Origin of the sequence: Streptomyces sp. NPDC006435 (genome assembly GCF_040612315.1) — a bacterium.
Taxonomy (GTDB): Bacteria; Actinomycetota; Actinomycetes; order Streptomycetales; family Streptomycetaceae; genus Streptomyces.
Map to the genome: position 1 here is coordinate 1 of NZ_JBEXPY010000024.1, position 18380 is coordinate 18380.

The following is an 18380-nucleotide window of genomic DNA, read 5'->3' on the forward strand; positions in this document are numbered from 1 at the left end:
TGGGGGGGCGACTAGAATTACTCTCTCCCCCCCGCGGGGCGGGGGGGCCCCCCCCCCCCCCCCCCCCCCGGCCGGTCGTTCACACGGAGGAACTGCGTTGAACCTGCCCAGCGATCTGGCACACGACTTCCAGCGGCTGCGCGAGCGCATCACGCGCAAGGCGTCGTCCGCATGGTTCCTGGAGAAACGCCGGGAGATCGAGAGCCTGGCACCGTACGACCCCGAGCGGGGGCGCGAGCGTCTCGACCACCTGCTGGCCACCGCCGCGGAACGGGCGCCGTACTACCGCGCCCTGCGCGGCCGCGAGCGGTTGAGCCTGCGCGACTTCCCCCGGACGCGCAAGAGCGACCTGCGCGAGCACTTCATCGACTTCGTCAGCCGCGACGCGACCGGCCGGATGGCGCCCGGCGCGTTCTTCCTGACCCGGACCAGCGGCAGCACCGGGCAGCCCGTCACCCTGCTGTCCACGGCGGAGACCGGCGGACTGCTGACCCATGTGGTCCGGGAGCGGTTCAGCGCCTTCCTCGGCCTGCCGGACAGCGGCACCTCCCTCAACGTGGGGCTGCTCTTCCCCGACACCCCGCTGTTCCAGCCGGTGATGCTGCCCCGCCCCTACATCAAGTGCAACCTGCGCGGGTACGACCCCGACGCGCCCGACATCGTCGCCGACTACGAGGCCGTGGTCGGCCGCTTCCCGGTCGACCAGATCACCGGCTCCTCCAGTCGTGTCATCACCCTGGCCCGCTACTGCCTGGAGCGCGGCATCGTCCTGCGCCCGAACGGTGTCGTCGCCACCTACGAGCACATGCCCGACAGCGGTCGCCGCCTGGTCGAGGAGGCGTTCGGCCGCCCGGTGACCATGCTGTACACGACCGCGGAGACCGGTTACGCGGCCTTCGAGTGCAGTCGGCGACGGATGCACTTCCAGGACGACTTCGTCCTGCCCGAGATCGAGGCGACCGGCGACGAGGCGGGAGAGGTCGTCCTGACCTCCCTGCTGTCCACCCCCATGCCGGTCATCCGCTACGCCACGGGCGACCTCGCGCACCGTCCGGTCGACTGCGACTGCGGTCTGCCCGGCACCGTCGTCGAAGGGCTCGTGGGCCGGGCCCGCTGCAGCCTGGTCGGCCGCGACGGGGCCGCCTACTCGCCCTACGCCCTGCTCGCCGCGCTCGCCGCCGCCGGTCTCCCGGACTACCAGGTCGTCCAGGACGAACCGGGCACGCTCGAACTGATCACCGCCGGCCCGACGGCACCCGCCGCGGCCTGCGTCGACGACCTCAACACCCGCCTCGGCACACACTTCGGCGCCCGGCAGGGCTTCCGGCTGCGCCACCGCCCGGACCGGGACTTCCAGTTCACCGCCGACGGCAAGCGCAACCCCGTGGTCCAGCACCTGCAGCTGCCGGACACTCCCGAACGCTCGGCGTACCTGCAGTCCTGAAACCTCCGCGAGCCCCGAACGACAAGGAATGGCGCATGACGACGACCCAGCGGGTGCGGGTGATCGAGTCCCTGGAGGAATGCGTTCCCCGCCCGGGAGAAGCGAAGGTCTTCCTCGCCGGGGGGATGCACAACTGCCCCGACTGGCGGGCCGACGCCATTGCCACGTTCGAGCGGAGCTGGCCCGACCGACGTCCCCTGGGGCTGTTCAGCCCCCGCCGGAGCGTCTCCGGCTCCTCCGGGTTCGACGAGGCGATGGTGGGCTGGGAGCACCGCCATCTGTCACGCGCCGACCTGGTGCTCTTCTGGTTCCCCGCAGGCAACGCGCACCGGCCCGAACAGCCCATAGCGCTCTATGAGCTGGGTGCCGCTGCGGCCTCCGGCCGGCCGGTCGCCGTCGGCGTCGAGCACGGCTACCGCCGCCGCCCGGACGTGATCGCCCAGCTCCGGTACGCCCGCCCGGAACTGCCGGTCCACCACGACCTGGGCTCCACCGTCCGCGCGGCGGTGCGCGTGCTCGGCAGCGGGACGTACCCGTTGCGCGACGCCTCCTAGGGCGTGTTCCGAAGGTTCCGCCCGGCGGGCGTTCCCCGCCGGGCGGACGACGCCGTTCCCGGAACACGCCCGGCGCCGTTTCCGGAACACGCCCGGCGCCGGGGCACGCCCCGGCGCTCCGACCCGTCACAGAAGGCCACCGATCCTGATGGATACCCTCCGCTCCCTGGTGGGCGAGCCCGAACCGTTCCTGACCACGACGTGGCGACGCCGTGCCCGACTCCTGCGCCCACCCGTATTGTCCGCACCACCGGTCACCCTGGCCGACGTGGACGCCGCGCTGGCCTCGGGTCTGCTCCGCCGCCCGTACCTCGAACTCGTCTCCCGCGGAAAGAACCTGGAGCCGGGCGAGTACACCACCGCACGCACCGTCGGGGACCAGGTCTTCGGCGGCTATGCCGACCCCGCCGAGGTGCTGCGGCGGCTCGCCGCCGGTGCCACCCTGCTGATGCGCAACATCGAGCACTGGCACCCGGGGGCGGCCGCCCTCACGGCGCGGCTCGGCGTCGAACTGGGCCGCCGCGTCGAGGCGTTCCTCTTCCTCACCCCGCCCGGTGGGCAGGGGCTGGGCTCCCACCGCGACGACGCGGACGTCTTCGTGCTGCAACTGCACGGCAGCAAGCGGTGGCGGGTGCACGCGGTCCCCGAGGGCGGGCACTGGCGGATCGGCTACGAGCCGGACCCGGGACCGGTGGAACTGGAGAGCACGACGAGCGCGGGAGAGGTGTTCTACATCCCCCGCGGCGCACCGCATTCGGCCGTCGGCCACGCGGACGGCCTCTCCGTCCACCTGTCGCTGACCGTACGGCAGCCCGGCACCGCCGATCTGCGCACGGCGCTGGCCCGCCACCTCGACGACGGACTCCGCCTGCCGCCACGCCCGGTGGGCCCGACCGAGCTGCGCCGTGCCGCGGCCGAGCTGCTCGACCACCATCGCCGGCGGCTGGCCGATCTGACCCCGGAGGACCTGTGCGCGGCCGTGGAGACCGTTCCCGGGCCCGAGCACGGGACCGAGCACGGGGCAGGGGCCGATGCCGGTGACGCTTCGCTCCCGCCGGAGTCCGCCCGTACGGTGGTGGATCTCGCGGCGGCGCTGCGGAGCGGGGCGAACGACGCCTGAGCGGGGCACGACCGAGGGGCCGGCCGATATCGGCCGGCCCCTCGGTCGTGCCCGGACCGCCGGTATCGACGCGGGCGCGGATGCGGGCGGGGACACGGACGGGAACGGGGGTACGGCGCTACTCGTCGCCCGCGATGTTCAGGCCCTTGATGCCGGCCACGAGGGCCTCCAGGTCGTCGTCCGACAAATCAGCCGCATAGGTCTCGTCGTCCTCGTTCACGGTGTTTCCCTTTCCTTTTGCATGCGGGCTTTCGCGTCGGGTCACGGACGATGCGCCGCATTCTCGTCCGTAAGAGGAATCTAGGCGTCACGCTTTCCGGCAACAAGACTTTCCCGACCGTGACACCGATAAATGCCACGGTCGGGTCGTCCGTTCCGTCATCGGGGAGTTCTCAGGAATTCCGGAACGCCGGTACCTGCCACCAGGGCGTCCATTTCCTCCTCGGTGAGATCCCGCGCGTCGAAGCGGTCGGGGTGGGGCACGAACAGTGTGAGCCGGCCCCGGGCGGCCGCCTCCTCCCAGAACCGGATCTGGACCTCCACCACCTCCGGCGCCGCCGGCAGGTCCCGGACGACGTCGACGGCCGTACCGGCCGGCACCCCGATGCCGTGCTCGGCGAGCAGGACGCGCGGTTCCTCGGTCAGGAGCCGTTCCCGGCTCGGATCGGACCAGACGGCTGCCACCATCGCGCTGTAGCCGGCGGCGAAGGCGGTGCGTTCGGCGGAGTACATGGTTCGCTCCTCTGCTCTGTGGACGGGATCTGCGGACGGGTTGTTCTGCGGACGGGGCTCCGCGGACGGCCGCGAGCGGTTCGGAAGGGCTGTTCAGGGACGCTTCAGGAATGTTCGGGGCGGGGCGGTGCGGGGCGGGGCATGCCGCGCCCCGCACCGGCTCAGGAACGGACCGGGGCCTCGGCGGTGGTCGGCTGTTCCCACAACTGCCGCCGGGCGAGCTGGTGGAACAGCCCGCCGGTGTCCGCGAGCAGCTCCTCGTAGGTGCCGCGCTGGACGATCCGGCCCTCGTCCATGACCAGGATGAGGTCCGCGTTGACCACGGTGGAGAGCCGGTGGGCGATGACGATCCGGGTGGCGGCGAGCTGGTGGGTGCTGGCGGTGACCACTTCCTGGGTGTGGTTGTCCAGCGCGCTGGTCGCCTCGTCGAAGAAGAGGACGCGCGGTTTGGCGATCAGGGCCCGGGCGATCAGCACCCGCTGCCGCTGCCCGACGGAGAGCGTGCCGCCGCCGAAGGACAGCAGGCTGTTGAGGCCCATCGGCATCCGCCGGATGTCCTCGTCGAGTCCGGCCATGGCCGCGGCCTCCCAGACCTGGTCGAGGGAGTACGGGTTGGCGCCGCAGATGTTCTCGCGGATGGTGCCGCTGAACAGCCTGCTGTCCTGGAGCACGACCCCGCACTGCCGGCGCACGGCCTGCGCGTCCAGTTCGGCGAGGTCCTGGCCGTCGTAGAGGACGGAACCGCTGCGCGGGCGCTCGAATCCGAGCAGGAGCCGCAGCAGGGTGGACTTGCCGGAGCCGCTCGGCCCGACGACGGCGACGAACTGCCCCGGGCGCGCGTGGAGCGAGACCCGGTCGAGGGTGGGGGTGTCCTGGCCGGGGTAGCCGAAGGAGGCGTTGACGATCTCGATCTCGCCGTGCAGCTCCACGGGCTGGACGTGGCCGGGCTCCCGTTCGGTGCGTGCCGTGATCACCTCGGACAGGCCGTTCAGCCGCGGCAGCACGGCGACGAACTCGGTTCCCGTGGTAACCAGTTGGATCATCGCCTGGAGTTGCAGGGCGAAAGCGGCGTTGAGCGTGAAGAAGTCACCGGCGGGCACCTGTCCCCGCAGTGGTCCGGCCAGCACCGCGAAGAGGACCAACTGCCCGGCCACCGGCACCGTGACGGCCACCGCCGCCATCGCCGCCTGGACCCGGTGCACCCGCTGCAGGCCCGCGCGGGCGGCGACGGTGGCCTGGGCCCAGCGGCTGAACATCGCGTTCTCCGCGGCCGCGAGCTTGATCTTCACGATGCCGCCGAACAGCTCGTTGGTCACCGCGGCCGCGTGGTGCTCGGCGGGCAGGGCCTGACGCTGACGCCGTACCACCACGACGCCGAACAGGACCCCCAGCCCGGAGGTCGCCGCGAGCAGGGCCAGGGCGTACAGGCCCATGACCGGGCTGATCCACACGGTCAGCGCCAGTCCCGCGACGGCGGTCAGCAGGGCCAGGATGGTCCGGGTGGCGAGCCCGTTGAGCGCCTGTCGGGCGTAGGCGGTGCCCAGCATCTTGTTCGCCAGGACGCCGCTGGTGGTCCGGGTGAAGAAGTCGGACGGCAGGCGGACCAGCCGGTCCCACAGGGCCAGTTGGATCCCGGACTCCAGCCGGTCCTCCAGCCGCAGCGCACGCAGGTTCAGGATGACGGTGAACAGGGCCGCCACCACCGCACTCGCCAGATAGAGCCCGGTGGCCCAGGACAGGTCCCGCACGCCGCCGGTGGCCAGCGAGCTCAGCGCCCACCCGATGAGGAGCGGGGTCGCGAGGCCGAGCGCCGCCACGACCACTCCGTTGAGCAGCACCGAGCGCAGTTCCGAGCCCGTTCCGGACGCCCCGAGGCGCAGGAGCTGCCACAGGCTGCCGGCCGAGGGCAGCGGGAGCTGGACGAGGGTGGCGTTGCGCGTGCAGGCCGCCGCCAGGCGCCGGTCCACGGGAGTACGGGCCCGGGTGTACGGGTTGACCATCCAGTAGCGGCCCCGGGCGAACAGCAGCGGGACCGGTACCGGCCGGGCCTTCTCCCCGTCGCGGGCGGTCTCCGTTCCGGCCCCGGGCACCTGCGCCGGGGTGGCGGAGGTCATCACGTCGGCGGGGTCGCACCAGCCGACGAGCGGTCCGGCGTCGTTGCGCCACCAGTCCTTCGGTAGCCGTACCTGCCGCAGGTGAAGCCGTGAGCTCTGGGCCACCGCGCGCAGTTCGTCGGCCGGATCGGTGGTGCCGGGGATGTGGACCGGCGGTTCGGTGACGGTGACTTCCGCGCCCTCGGTGACCACCCGCAGGGTTTCGACCGCCCAGGCCCGGGCGTCCTGGGCGCCGTTCGCCGTCAGGTGCCCGCGCCGGGCGCCGTCGGTGCCCAGCACCCGCAGCGCCCCGCGGGCACTGGCCGCCACCAGCTGATCGGCGGCGTGCCGACGGGCGTCGAGCGAGCGCAGGAACGCCGCGTCGGCGGTCTGGATCCGGTCGGTGAGCGAGCGCACCAGGTGGGCCATCTGCTGGTCGACGGCCTCGAACAGGGCGCCCGATCGCAGCAGGTCCGGGGTGCTGAGCAGTTCCGCCAGGCAGTCGCTCTCCACCCGGGTCCAGTCGCGCACCCCGAGGAACAGCGCCTCGCGGCCCGCCGAAACGGTGTGTTCCGTCAGGCCGTTCTTGCTCATCCGGCCGTCCGCGAGCCGCAGCCAGCAGGGCCGCCCGCTGCCGACGACCGTTCGACCGCGCGCGAGCGAGACGATCTGGCGCGGGCGCAGCACCTCGGCGTCGCGCGGCGCGGTGGTGGTGCGCGACGCGTCCGCGACCGCCTGCAGCGCGCGGTCGAGGGCGTCGCTGATCGCTCCGGCGATCCGGTCGCCGTGCTCCGGCGGCCGGGTGCGGTGCCGTTCCGGTGGCCGGGCGGATTCGGATTCGCCGTGCTGGACCAGGAGTTGCAGCTGGGAGAGCTGGTCGTGGTCGACGTCGCGCAGGCGGCCCCCGGGCAGCGGGACGACGGTGAGCTGCCACTCGCCGGTGGCGGTCGAGGACGGGATGGCGCTGTGGGCCGGGCAGCGGGCGACGAAGTGCTGGCGGGAGGTGCCGCCGCCGGGGGTGGGGCGGGTGGCGAAGATGTCGGCCGGTCCGCCGTCGAGCAGGTAGACGGTGTGCCGTCCGTCGAGCCGGCGGGCGGTCCTGGTGGCCGAGTCCGGTGCCGCGAGGCGGGCGAGCAGTTCCCAGTCCCGGGGCGGAGCAGGGGTGTTCACGAGGCTTCCTTCCCGGAGTTCTGGTGGTGGCGGATCAGTGCCGCGTACGAGCCGTCGCGGGCGAGCAGCTCGTCGTGGGTGCCGCGTTCGACCTCCCGGCCGTGGTCCAGCACCACGATCAGGTCGCAGTCGCGGATCGTGGAGAGGCGGTGCGCGATGATCAGGCAGGTGGCGCCGCGGCGGCGCAGGTTGGTGTCGATCAGCCGCTCGGTCTCGGTGTCCAGGGCGCTGGTGGCCTCGTCGAGGATCAGCAGGCGCGGGTTGCGGACCAGGGCGCGGGCGATCTCCAGCCGCTGGCGCTGGCCGCCGGAGAAGTTCCGTCCGCCCTCGTGCACCGGGCTGGCCAGGCCGCCCGGGCGGGCGGCCACCTCCTGGTGGATGCAGGCGTCCCGGAGTGCCTGGACGACGTCCTCGTCGGGGACGGTCGGGTCCCACAGGGTGGTGTTGTCCCGTACGGTGCCTTCGAACATGACCCGGTCCTGGTCGACCATGGCCGCGGTGGCGGCCCACAGCGCGGGGTCGAGGTCGGTGATCTCCCGGCCGTCGACGGTGATCCGTCCGCTCCACGGCCGGTGCAGCCCGGCGACCAGCCGGCCGACGGTGGACTTGCCGCTGCCCGAGCCACCGACCAGGGCGACCCGGGTGCCGGGGGGCAGGTCGAGCGAGAACTCGTCGAGCAGCGGTGGGACCAGCGGGTTGTGGCCGAAGGTGACCTTGTCCAGCACCACGTGTCCCTCCGGCGGGGAGGCCGGGTGGTCGGTGGTCCGTGCCGGTGACAGCGGGTAGCGCTCGACGTCCTGGAGGCGCTGGAGGTCGGCGCCGATCTCCTCCACCTGGGCGCTGACCGCGGCGAGGCTGGTGACGGGCCGGTTCATCGCGACGGCCAGGCCCTGCATGGCGATGATGACGCCGACGCTGAGTGTTCCGGCCACCACCAGGTGGCTGCCCAGGGCGATCAGCACAACCGTGTTGAGTGCGGCGAGCAGGGCGGGGACCGCCGCGACGATGGCGGCCGGCACACCGGCCTGCTGCTGCCCGCTGGTGACCGCGGCCTGCCGGGCGGCGAACTGCTGGTAGCTCAGTTCCTCCTGTCCGCTGGCCTTGACCGTCTCGATCATCGAGATGGTGGTGTAGACGGCGCCGTAGAGCCGGCCCCGCTCGGCCTGGAGCCCGGCGATCGCGGTCGCGCGCATGGTGGAGAGCCAGCGCAGCACGGCGACGTTCAGCCCGGAGAACAGCAGGGCGCTCAGGCCCAGGGTCAGGTCGTACTGGCACAGCAGTCCGGCGTAGGACAGCACCAGCATCATGTCGACCGCGATGGAGGCCAGGCGCCGGGTGAAGATGTCGGCCACGACGTCGTTGGTGCGTACCCGGCGGGCGAGGTCGGCGGCCATCCGCTGATTGAAGAAGTCCAGTGGCAGTCGCAGCATGTGCCGCAGCAGGCGGGCCGCGCTGCCCAGGGCGACGGCGGTCTCGGCCCGTACCAGCAGGCGTTGTTGGAGCCAGCCGGCGATGAAGGTGACCGCCGTGGCCACGGCCAGGGCCGCCACCAGTCCGGTCAGCGTCCCGGAGTCGGAACCGAGCAGCGTCCGGTCGACGAAGACCCGGGTGAGCGCGGGCACCGCCATGCCGACCAGGGCGACGAGGATGCCGAGCAGCACCGTCTGCGCGACCACGGATCCCAGGTTGCGCCAGCGTTCCCGCAGCGCGCGCGGCAGGCTGAAGCGGGTGCCCCCGGGTTCGAACTCCGGGCCGGGTTCGAGGGCGATCAGGATGCCGGTGTACGCGTCGTCGAACTCTTCCCAGCTCACCGAACGCGGGCCGGTCGCCGGGTCGTTGAGCCAGACCTTGCGGCCCATGCCCTCGAGCACCAGGAAGTGTTCGAACTTCCAGTACAGGATGGCGGGCAGCGGCACCGAGCCGAGGTCGGCGATCGGGCTCTGCCGTCCGCGCGCCGTCAGCCCGTAGCGTCTCGCCGACTTCGCGACGCTGGCCGCGGTGGAGCCGTCACGGCTCACTCCGCAGGACTGGCGCAGCTCCTCCAGGGGGACGTGGCGGCCGTAGTGGGCGAGCACGATGCCCAGGGACGCCGCTCCGCACTCGGTGGCCTCCATCTGGATGACTGTCGGGGTGCGGACCCGTCTGCTTCCGGGTCGGGCGGCGGCGCGCCCGGGGAGGGTGAGGCTCATCGTTTCACCAGCCAGTCGATGGGGTGTTCGGCGGAGACGTCGAGGACGGCGGTCACCGGGCTCATGGGTCCGAGCGCGAAGGCGGGGCCGGAACGGGACCACTTCAGCCCGGTGGGCGACCGCGGGTCGGTGGCCAGGCGGATGGTGACCGCGGTGACCGGGCCGGATCCGAGATACGGGGTGAGGTCGTGGTCGGCGCCGAGCCGGGTACGCAGGGACTGCTCGGTCTCGGGGGCGGAGGCGATGGCGGTGACCGTCCCGGACAGGGTTCCGGCCGAGGCGGCGGGGGCGGCCGCGGCCGACAGCCGGACGGGCTGACCGGGGTGCAGCAGGGATGCGGTCGGCATCGGCGCGTAGACCACGGCCTCGGGCTGCTCGTCGCTCGCGCCGACCAGCACCCCGGGTGCCGAGACGGTCTCGGTGACGGTCGCGAGGGCGGACCAGCCGCCGACGGTGAGGACCACGACGGACAGTGCCAGGGTGGTCAGCCAGCCGGGTACCGAGGTCAGCCGGGCGATCTCGTCCAGTTGTTCGGGCGATTCCAGTTTCCGCACGGCCTGTTTGCGAAATCTCATGACTGTTCCTCGGCTTCGGTCGGGCGGGAGCCGAGGGTGAACTCGGCGATGGCGGGCTCGGCCAGTGGGTCCAGGCCGGTCAGGGCGGCGAAGGAGGCGGCGTCACCGGCGCCGAGGGCACAGGGCGCCAGGCCCATGTCGGTGGCCACCAGGTACATCCAGGCGGTCAGGATTCCCGCGTCCTTGAGTGCCAGGGCATAGGGGATCCCCTCGTACTTGCGCATCAGGGGTCCGACCCGGGCGGTGATCACGAACAGCACCTGCGGCGGGCCCGGCATGGTGGCCGTGGCCCGTGCGAACGACAGCATCCGTTCGGTCTCCGGCCCGGGTGCCGCGACGGTGGTCAGGCGGTGGTGCGTCGAGTCGTAGTGGTAGAGGCCGCTGGGCAGGCCCGCGCAGCGCGAGACCAGGGGGTAGACCTCCAGTTCGCCGAGGCCGCCCGCTCCCGGGTAGGGCCGGACGGCGTTCGCCCCGCCGTCGCGGTCCTGCGGTCCGAGCCGCTGGACCCGGTGGAGGAACTCGCCGAGCTGGGCGACGGTCAGCGGCCGGGTGTCGTCGTGCCGGCGCACGCTGCGGCGCCGGGCCATCACCGCCGACAGCGAGTCGGACGGCCGGTCCCGCCGGTCGGCGGTGCCGGGCTCGGGCAACGCGATCGAGGGCCGGGCGGAGCCGGACACCGGCTCCGCGGGCCCCGGCTCCGGCTCCGGCAGGTCGCGGAACCGATCGGTGGCGCCGATCGGGGCGGCGTGCCGCTCCGGCCGGGTGCGGTCGTGGAGCCAGAGCTCCTCCGCCGACCAGAGGGCCAGCGGCGCCGCCCGGGTCTCGGCATCGGCCTCCTGCGGGGTGAGCAGGAGTCGGGCGGAGAGCAGCTCGTTCAGCAGCAGCCCCGCCGTGCTCTCGTCGAGTCCCAGTTCCCCGGCCACCTCGCCGAGGCCGACGGGTTCGCCGCACGCCCGGGCGAGCACGGCGGTCAGCCGGGTCTCCGGGCAGCTGATCCCGACCGTGCTGAGCGGCGAGTACACCACCATCCGGCTCTGTTCGGCCCGCAGCACCGCGAACCTGGACAGGCGGTACGTCGCCCCGGCGCCGTGGCGGTGCTGGGGCGGCATGCTGTGGGCTCCGATCCGGCGCGGCACCACGTCGAGCAGGGCGCGGGCGCCGACGGAGATCCGGCGCTCGAGCCAGGAGTGCAGCACCAGCCTTCGGACCAGCAACTGGGCCTGCAGGAGCCGGGAGTCGCTGTCCAGGCCGGTGACGAGCTGGGCGATCTGCAGGTCGCCCAGCCAGTTCTCCGCCATCCGCAGCAGCAGGGCGCGGCGGCCCGCCCCCAGGCCGGGCAGGCGCAGTCGGTAGCGGGACTGTTCGAGGACGAGGCAGCCTCCCGGTTCCTCGGTCAACCGCGCGTCGGCGCGGAGGCGGTAGCTCTCGGTCTTGACGGCGCCGTGCAGGAGAGGAGTGCGGTTCACTGGCTTTCATGCTTCCGGTACTGGGGCGTCCGTGCGGCGCATGGGCGTGGACTGTTGGCAGCGCTCACTCGCGCGGCCACCGCACGGCAACTGGACTACTGCCGATGTGTTTGACCGTAGTGCCGGTGGGACGGCCGGTGCGCGGAAGGAACGACCCCGTGCCCGGCAGCCGTTCGACCGTTGCACGAAAGCGTGCCATCGACGGGGTGTTGTGGACGGGGCCGGGCCCCGCTCGACGGACAGGGCCCGACGCCGCTCGACGGATGAGGCCGGGCGCCGTTCAGCAGAAGGGGCCGGCGCCGTTCAGCCGTTCTCGACCACCAGGTGCTCCTCGATCCAGGCCTCGGAGCCGCCGTCCGCCATGAGGATGTCCGTGACCAGTTCCCGGCAGCGTTCCTCCGCGGCGGCGCGGAAGGCGTTCACCAAGAGGTCCACCAGCCCCTCGGTGAACCGGTCGGTCGGCGGGGCATCGGCCGGCCGGAGGGCCGGGGACTGCGTGAACCCGGTTGCGACGGGCATGAGTTCCGCACTGGAGGAGGTGACCAACTCCTCGGCGGCGTTGGCGATCCGGTCCAGCAGCCGCGCCAGGCAACGCAGCACGGCCGTCGGCGGGATTCCGGTCCGGACGAGTTCCATCGCCGCCCGCTGCACCCCGGGCCGCGAGATCGTCACCGTGCCGTCGGCCTCCCACCCGAGCATGCCGTGCCGGTTCAGGCAGTGGAACACCCCGGGTTGGTCGCGCACCGCACGGTTGACCGCGGCGGCGAGCCGGCCCTCCTCGTCGTCGTGGTCCCCGACGCCGAGGAAGGCGGCGATGGAGACCAGGTTGAAGCCCTGCCGCTGCAAGGACACGATGTGCTGGAGGCGGCGGACGTGGGTCTCGTCGTAGTAACCGATCCGTCCCTTGCGGGTCGGGGGCTGGAGCAGTTTGCGCGACTGGTGTGCACGGATGTTCCGCGGTGACATCCCGACCAGTCTGGAGATCTCGTCGACCGTGTAGTGGGCGTTCGAATGGTCCGGGTGGAAAGCGGGCAGCGGCAAAGGCGACGTCATGTGTAACTCCCTGATGGTCATGGGCGCTGCGGTGGCGTCAGCGACGCTGCGCTGCGAGGTGTCACCGGAACCCGCGCCCCACCTCGATTCGGCCTTGATGCCGTTTCTCCAACCCCTGCCCGGGACCGGCCAGTCGCTCCGTCCGGCGGACGCCTTCTCCGTACGGACGTGGGCGGCCGGACCGGTGCCGCCCGCGAAATCCGTCCGGACGCCGCGTGCCGTGGCGCAGGCGGCGACGCCGTATTCACGGATGACGGTGCCGACGCCCCTCCCACAGCGGCCGAGCACCGGGGCCGGGGTGGCGGCCGGGGCCGTGCCTGTGATGGCCGAGGCGGTGAGGACGGCAGCCCGGATTCTCTTCATTGCGGGTCTCTCTGAGCTTGAGCCTGTGCTGTCCCGCTCGGCCCGGACCGGGTCCTGCTCCGGCCGATCGGAAGCCCCACCCTGTAGTCGGCAACTGACGTTTTACTGACGTTCCACTGATCTCGCCCTTCCGCGAGAGTCCACCGGTTTCCCGGCGGACCGTTCGGGTTGTTCGGGCTGGTGGCGGGCACGTTGACGCCCCGGCTGCCGCGCCGGGCGGGCGCCGGCGTCCGGAGCCGTGCCACCTGCCGATGTCCGTATGCTGTCGCGGACTTGTGCTCGTACGGCGCGAACCGCCGTCGCATCAGGCATCCCAGGAGCTGGCCGAGCTCTTTCGAGGGCGCACCGCGTCATCGCGGCAAACATCTCCCTCGTCCTTCCTGGTACTTCCGGTCCCGGGAAAGCGGGTCCACTGTCCAACAGCGCGAGTGGTACGCATGCTGAATGCGTGAGTGGAACACCGGCACCCCGGAAGACTCCCGTGGCCGGATTGATCGGACCGGGTGATCAGGACTGCACCCTCGCGAACGACGAACCGGCCCGGTCCGGCCCCACAGAGCGGGACCACCGCCAACACGCCTGACTCCGCGGCGCCTTCACCACTCCGGCCGCCCGGGTCGAACCGCCCTTCGAAAGGAAACACCCTTGTGAGCAAGCTCGCCCTCGTCACCGGTGCCACCTCCGGCATCGGCAAGGCGTTCGCCGAACGCTTCGCCTCCGACAGCCACGACCTGATCGTCGTCGGCCGCCGCCGGGAACGCCTCGCCGGCTTCGCTTCCGCCCACCCCGGGATCAGCGTCCGCACCGTCGCCGCCGACCTGTCCACCGAGGACGGCATCGCCGCCCTCGCCCGGATCTGCGCCGAGGAGCCGCTGGACATCCTGGTCAACAACGCCGGTGTCGCCCATTACATGCCGCTGGCGGAGCTGCCCGCCGACAAGGCCGGCGAACTGGTCAACGTCAAGGTCCTCGCACCCACCCAGCTCATGCGGGCCGCGGTCGGCCCCATGCAGCGGCGCGGCCGGGGAACCATCCTCAACGTCGCCGGAATGATCGCCTTCTCCGGCCCCGCCGACAAGCGCGTCATGCCCCGCCGCGCCGTGTACGCCGGCACCCTCGCCTATCTTGTGGCCATGACACAGGCCCTGGCTGCGGAGGTCGAGGACTCCGGTGTCACAGTCGGCGTGGTCTGCCCCGGCGTCGTGGCCACCGAGTTCCACTCCTCCCAGGGCATGGACCTGAGCGCCGTTCCCCGCATGTCCGCCGACGACCTCGTCACCGGTGCGCTGCGCGGTCTGGAACTCGGCGAGACCGTCAGCGCCCCGGGCGTCGAGGACTACCGGCTTCTCTCGGACGTCTTCGCCGCCGGCCTCGCCGCCTTCGGTGGCCAGTCCCCCGAGCTCGCCACCCGCTACGCCGAGTGACAACATCCACCGGCCCGCTGTCGAGGTGACGCGGCAGTCGAGCAAGTCCGTGCGCGCACCGGCCTTCATCGAGGTGTGCCATGTGGCGGGGAGAAGGTCCGGAGCATGGGCGTGCGGCGGCCGACCGCGGGTTGTGGCCCCTCGTCCGTCGTGGTGGGAACGGCAGTACCAGGACAGGTGGACGTCTCTCTTGCCACAATCGAGGGCATGGCGACCACAGAACTCGGCGCGGCCCTGCGCCACTGGCGCGATCGCGTCTCGCCCCGGGCTGTCGGTCTGTCGGCGGGCGGACGCAGACGCGCCGCCGGGCTGCGCCGCGAGGAGCTGTCCCAGATGGCCGGCGTCTCCGCCGACTACATCATCCGGCTGGAACAGGGGCGCGCCACCAAGCCCTCACCCCAGATCGTCGAAGCCCTCGCCCGCGCCCTGCGGCTCACCCGGGCCGAACGAGCCCACCTCTTCCGCCTGGCCGGCCTCGTCCCACCGGGCCCCGGCGCGGTCCCGCAGCACATCACTCCCGGTGTACACCGCATGCTGGACCGTCTGACCAACACACCGGTCGCCGTCTTCGACGCCGCCTGGAACCAACTGCTCGCCAACCCCCTCTACACGGCACTCATGGGGGAATGGCACGGCAACGACCTCAACGCGGTTCGGCGCAACTTCCTCAACCCCGACAGCCGCGTACGCCACACCCCCGAATCGAAGGGCGCACTCCGAGCGGCGCAGGCAGCCGACCTGCGCCGCACCGCCGGCCGCTACCCCGACGACGCGCGGCTGCGGTCCCTGATCGCCGAACTGCGCCGCCGCAGCGCCCACTTCGGCGACCTGTGGGAGTCGGGCGCCGTCGGCGAGCACGCAGCCGCCCGCAAGACCGTCGACCACCCGCATGTCGGCGCCCTGACCATGGACTGCGACGTCCTCAACGTCGCCGGCAGCGACCTGCGCATCATGGTCTACACAGCCCGGCCCGGCACCGAGGACGCCGACCGTCTGGCGCTCCTTTCCGTGACGGGGACGCAGTCGCTCACCGGATGACCGTCCAAGGGCCGCCCCCTCCGCGGCTCGGGACCGTCCGTCGCGCGTGTGCGCGAGGCCGACCGCGCAGGTGGCTCCGGGACCGATCCCGTCCTCGGGAACCACCACGACGTATCAAACGCCGTCCCTCTTCGCGACGACTCCCCCGAGCCGTGTCCGTCGGACCGGTCGTCCGGTCAGCGGTCCGTCCAGGAGCTGTTCGGCGTTGATCCCGGCCGGGACCCGGTCTGTCGGCAGGGCGCGGAAGGACACGTCGACGGTCCCGTCGAGCACCGCCTGGGCGGCTTGGGCGGCGTTCTTCTTGCTCAGTGTGACGGCGTCGAGGTTCATCCCGGGGCGGGAGCGGTGGAACCGGTGGACGGCCCGGGCAGGAGCGATGCGCCGGTTGAGGACGTCGATGCGCAGGGGCCGGCTGCCGGGGCGCACGGCCTGCTCGGCCTGCTCCACGGCGGTCAGGACCTTCTTGGCGTGCGGCAGGAAGGCCTGTCCGTCCGGGCTCGCCCGGGAGCCGCGGGAGGCCGGCAGTGAGACCGTACTCGTCCGCTGCTCGAACAGTTCTGCCGAACGGCGTTGTCAGTGGCACGCGGTAGCTTCGGGATTGTTCGGAACCACGGGGCGAGAGGGGTGAGTTCGTGGGTGTCAGGCATGCGTTGCGCGTCGTCCTGGTCGACGTCAACGACGAGGTGGTGAAGGCTTGGCGGTCCGCGTTCGCGGATACGCCGGAGGTCGAGATCAGGCGGGGTTCGCTGCTCGATGTGGACGCCGACGCCTGGGTCTCTCCCACCAACGAGCGCGGCCGGATGGACGGTGGGGTCGACGCCGTCGTCAAGCGGTACCTCGGTGCGGGCATCCAGGTACGGGTGCAGCGGGCGATCCGCGACCGGTTCGGCGGACGGCTGCCGGTGGGCAGCGCGGTGTGCGTCCCGTCCGGGGCGGAAGTGCCCCGGTATCTGATCTCGACGCCCACCATGCGCCAGTCGTCGCAGAACGTCAGCGAGACGATGAACGTGGCCCTGGCCTGCGCGGCCGCCTTCCAGGCGGTGCATCTGCAGAACCGGGCGAAGCCGGGCAGCATCCGGTCGGTGGCCCTGGTCGGGATGGGTGCGCAGACCGGGAAGGTGCCCGCGAAGGTGTGCGCCAACTTGATGTGGACGGGCTACACGCTCTTCCACGACCACGGTTTCGCGAACTACGACGAGTTGCGGGCCTCCGTGCTGGGGCAGCTCGACGACATCGAGGGAGCGGGGTCCGCGCGGCGGGTCCGGATCAACGTGCCGCAGAGGCCTTCCTTTCGTCACTGACCCGAAGACCTCGCAGACCGGTGCCGCCCAGGGCGCGGACACCGGCGACGGCCCTGCCGCATCTGTTCAGCATGCCGGGGCGCCCGTGGAGGCGTCCGGTCCGAGTATGGGGAGTTCCACCCTCGTGAGTGATGTCGACGTGACGGCCGCGGGCGATGCCGGTTCCCCCGCCGGGGATCCGTTGGGGCTGGCCGACCTGTTCACCGGTGGCGGCGAGCCGTGGCTGCCGCTGCTCAAGCCGGTGATCGAGGCACAGCCGGGAGCCGCCGACTTCATCGGCCCGAAGCGCAGCCCGGAGGTCGTTCCGGTGCGCGAGCTGACGTTCCAGGCGTTGAAGCCGCACCCGCCGGAGAAGTGGAAGGTGGTCGTCTTCGGACAGAACCCCTATCCGCGGGCGGAGAGCGCGACCGGCATCGCGATGTTCGACAACACCTTCAACGACTGGAAGGACAGCCAGTTCGGCCGGGTCGTGAGCATCCGCTGCCTCATCAAGGCGGCCGCGATGTGGAAGTACGGCATCGTCAAGAAGACCCCGATCGCCGACGTCCGCGCCCTGCTGAAGAAACAGGACACGGTTCAGCCGCCCGAGTGGTTCCAGGCGATGCTCACCCAGGGCGTGCTGCTGCTGAACGCGTCCCTCACGGCGAGCGCGGACGGGGCGATGGCCACCGATCAGCACACGTCGTTCTGGCGCCCCGTGGCCGAGCAGATCGCCGAGGAGATCCTCCGGGCGAAGCAGGACGCGGTGGAGGAGGACGACCGGGGGGTGGTGTTCGCCTGGTGGGGCGCGCACGCCCGGAGTCTGAAGAGGGTCGTCCAGCGGCTGGAGAAGAAGTACCCGGAGGTGCAGGTCCGTCACCTGGACCATGCCAATCCTGCCGCGCAGGGGGATCTGTTCTGCGAGGGCGACCACTTCGCCCAGGTGAACGACGCCCTGGCGGCGGTGGGGGCCGAGCCGGTCGACTGGCTGCCGCAGAAGGGCTGGGACCAGGGGACGGGCGGGGCCGACGGGCCGGAGGACAGTGGTGTCGCGCAGCGGATGGGGGCGTTCATCGCGTCCACGATGGAGTTGCACCAGCTGTATCTGGAGCGGCTCACCAGCGTCAAGGACGAGGGCCTCGTCCTGCCGCCCGTCACCGGGGTGCTCGACACACCGCTGATGGATTTCCGGAAGGCCGTCGAGCCGGTCTCGCGGGTGCTCGGAAACCTGGACCGGCACATCGATCTGTCGAGCCGTTTCGGGGAGACGAAGGCCGCGGAGGCGGCGTCCGCGGACGAGCCGTCCAAGGACGTGGTGGGCGCCTTGTCGGCCGATGCGATCTCGGCCCTCTACCTGTACACGTGCGAGTCGGGCTTCTACCGCGAGCTCAACGCCGTGCTGCGCTCGTCGGACCGCGAGCGCGTGGTGCCGTACCTGCCGTACCTGCGGTTGCTGTTCTCGGCGATGGAGGCGCTGCCGGCGCGGACACGGCCGCTGTGGCGCGGGGTGGCGCTGGATCTGCGGTCCCAGTACCCGCTGGGGCGGACGGTGACGTGGTGGGGCGTGTCGTCGTGCACGTCCGAGCTGGGTGTGGCCCGTGCGTTCCTCGGCGGGCGCGGTCGGCGGACGTTGTTCGAGGTGACGCCCGCGCGGGCGGTGGGGATCCGGCGCTTCTCCGCGTTCACGGGCGAGGAGGAGTACATCCTCGCGCCGGGTACGCAGTTGAAGGTGACGGAGGTGAAGGCCGAGCGTGGCGGGCTGTGCACCGTACGGCTGACCGAACTGGAGGGGGCCGGCCTGGTGTCGTGACGCTTCGGGCCGAACTCCGGCCCCGGGTACAGGAGTTGCCAGGCCGTGTCGCTGCTGGGGGGGGCGAAC

The 18380-nt window shown here is 72.0% G+C and carries 14 protein-coding genes; 7 read left to right on the top strand and 7 right to left on the bottom strand.

Annotated features, from left to right (window positions below; translation table 11 throughout):
- Nucleotides 1-97: 97 nt before the first annotated feature.
- The 3 genes from ABZZ04_RS22855 (at nt 98) to ABZZ04_RS22865 (ending at nt 3118) form a co-directional block, all read left to right on the top strand.
- Nucleotides 98-1444 carry a hypothetical protein gene (locus ABZZ04_RS22855; protein ID WP_356934039.1) on the top strand — a complete coding sequence of 449 codons (1347 nt, stop codon included), beginning with the start codon at nt 98-100 and terminating at the stop codon, nt 1442-1444.
- A 35-nt stretch (nt 1445-1479) separates the two neighbouring features.
- On the top strand, nt 1480-1998 hold the full coding sequence (locus ABZZ04_RS22860) for a nucleoside 2-deoxyribosyltransferase domain-containing protein (protein WP_356934040.1): 519 nt from the start codon (nt 1480-1482) through the stop codon (nt 1996-1998).
- A 148-nt stretch (nt 1999-2146) separates the two neighbouring features.
- Nucleotides 2147-3118, top strand: a complete 972-nt coding sequence (locus tag ABZZ04_RS22865) for a cupin domain-containing protein (protein ID WP_356934041.1) — start codon at nt 2147-2149, stop codon at nt 3116-3118.
- 378 nt (nt 3119-3496) lie between these two features.
- Here the strand turns inward: ABZZ04_RS22865 and ABZZ04_RS22870 are convergent, their stop codons facing one another.
- From ABZZ04_RS22870 to ABZZ04_RS22895, 6 genes are all read right to left on the bottom strand, one after another.
- Nucleotides 3497-3850, bottom strand: coding sequence for a hypothetical protein (locus ABZZ04_RS22870; protein WP_356934042.1), 354 nt, complete (start codon nt 3848-3850; stop codon nt 3497-3499).
- A 161-nt stretch (nt 3851-4011) separates the two neighbouring features.
- A complete protein-coding gene (locus tag ABZZ04_RS22875) occupies nt 4012-7113 on the bottom strand; it encodes an ATP-binding cassette domain-containing protein (RefSeq protein ID WP_356934043.1) in 3102 nt (1033 codons plus the stop codon).
- Complete coding sequence (locus ABZZ04_RS22880) at nt 7110-9302, bottom strand: NHLP family bacteriocin export ABC transporter peptidase/permease/ATPase subunit (protein WP_356934044.1); 2193 nt, start codon at nt 9300-9302, stop codon at nt 7110-7112. Before ABZZ04_RS22880 ends, ABZZ04_RS22875 begins: the two co-directional genes overlap by 4 nt.
- Entirely contained in the window at nt 9299-9877 is a 579-nt protein-coding gene (locus tag ABZZ04_RS22885; protein ID WP_356934045.1) for a hypothetical protein, read from the bottom strand. The genes ABZZ04_RS22880 and ABZZ04_RS22885 overlap by 4 nt, the downstream gene beginning before the upstream one ends.
- A complete protein-coding gene (locus ABZZ04_RS22890; protein WP_356934046.1) occupies nt 9874-11343 on the bottom strand; it encodes a SagB family peptide dehydrogenase in 1470 nt (489 codons plus the stop codon). Before ABZZ04_RS22890 ends, ABZZ04_RS22885 begins: the two co-directional genes overlap by 4 nt.
- Before the next feature lie 303 nt (nt 11344-11646).
- Complete coding sequence (locus ABZZ04_RS22895; RefSeq protein ID WP_356934047.1) at nt 11647-12759, bottom strand: MerR family transcriptional regulator; 1113 nt, start codon at nt 12757-12759, stop codon at nt 11647-11649.
- Between the two features lie 647 nt (nt 12760-13406).
- On the opposite strand from ABZZ04_RS22895, the gene ABZZ04_RS22900 reads away from it, so the two are divergent.
- Both ABZZ04_RS22900 and ABZZ04_RS22905 read left to right on the top strand, forming a co-directional pair.
- Nucleotides 13407-14183: an SDR family NAD(P)-dependent oxidoreductase gene (locus tag ABZZ04_RS22900; protein WP_356934048.1), complete on the top strand. Its 777-nt coding sequence runs from the start codon at nt 13407-13409 to the stop codon at nt 14181-14183.
- Nucleotides 14184-14390: 207 nt separating this feature from the next.
- Nucleotides 14391-15221: a helix-turn-helix transcriptional regulator gene (locus tag ABZZ04_RS22905; protein ID WP_356934049.1), complete on the top strand. Its 831-nt coding sequence runs from the start codon at nt 14391-14393 to the stop codon at nt 15219-15221.
- A gap of 114 nt (nt 15222-15335) precedes the next feature.
- Here the strand turns inward: ABZZ04_RS22905 and ABZZ04_RS22910 are convergent, their stop codons facing one another.
- The gene (locus ABZZ04_RS22910) at nt 15336-15668 is read right to left on the bottom strand and encodes a hypothetical protein (protein ID WP_356934050.1); all 333 of its coding nucleotides are present in this window, start codon (nt 15666-15668) and stop codon (nt 15336-15338) included.
- 185 nt (nt 15669-15853) lie between these two features.
- Here ABZZ04_RS22910 and ABZZ04_RS22915 point away from each other — a divergent pair, with 185 nt between their 5' ends.
- A complete protein-coding gene (locus ABZZ04_RS22915) occupies nt 15854-16522 on the top strand; it encodes a macro domain-containing protein (protein WP_356934051.1) in 669 nt (222 codons plus the stop codon).
- A gap of 124 nt (nt 16523-16646) precedes the next feature.
- Nucleotides 16647-18311 carry an ADP-ribosyltransferase domain-containing protein gene (locus tag ABZZ04_RS22920; RefSeq protein WP_356934052.1) on the top strand — a complete coding sequence of 555 codons (1665 nt, stop codon included), beginning with the start codon at nt 16647-16649 and terminating at the stop codon, nt 18309-18311.
- Nucleotides 18312-18380: the final 69 nt, after the last annotated feature.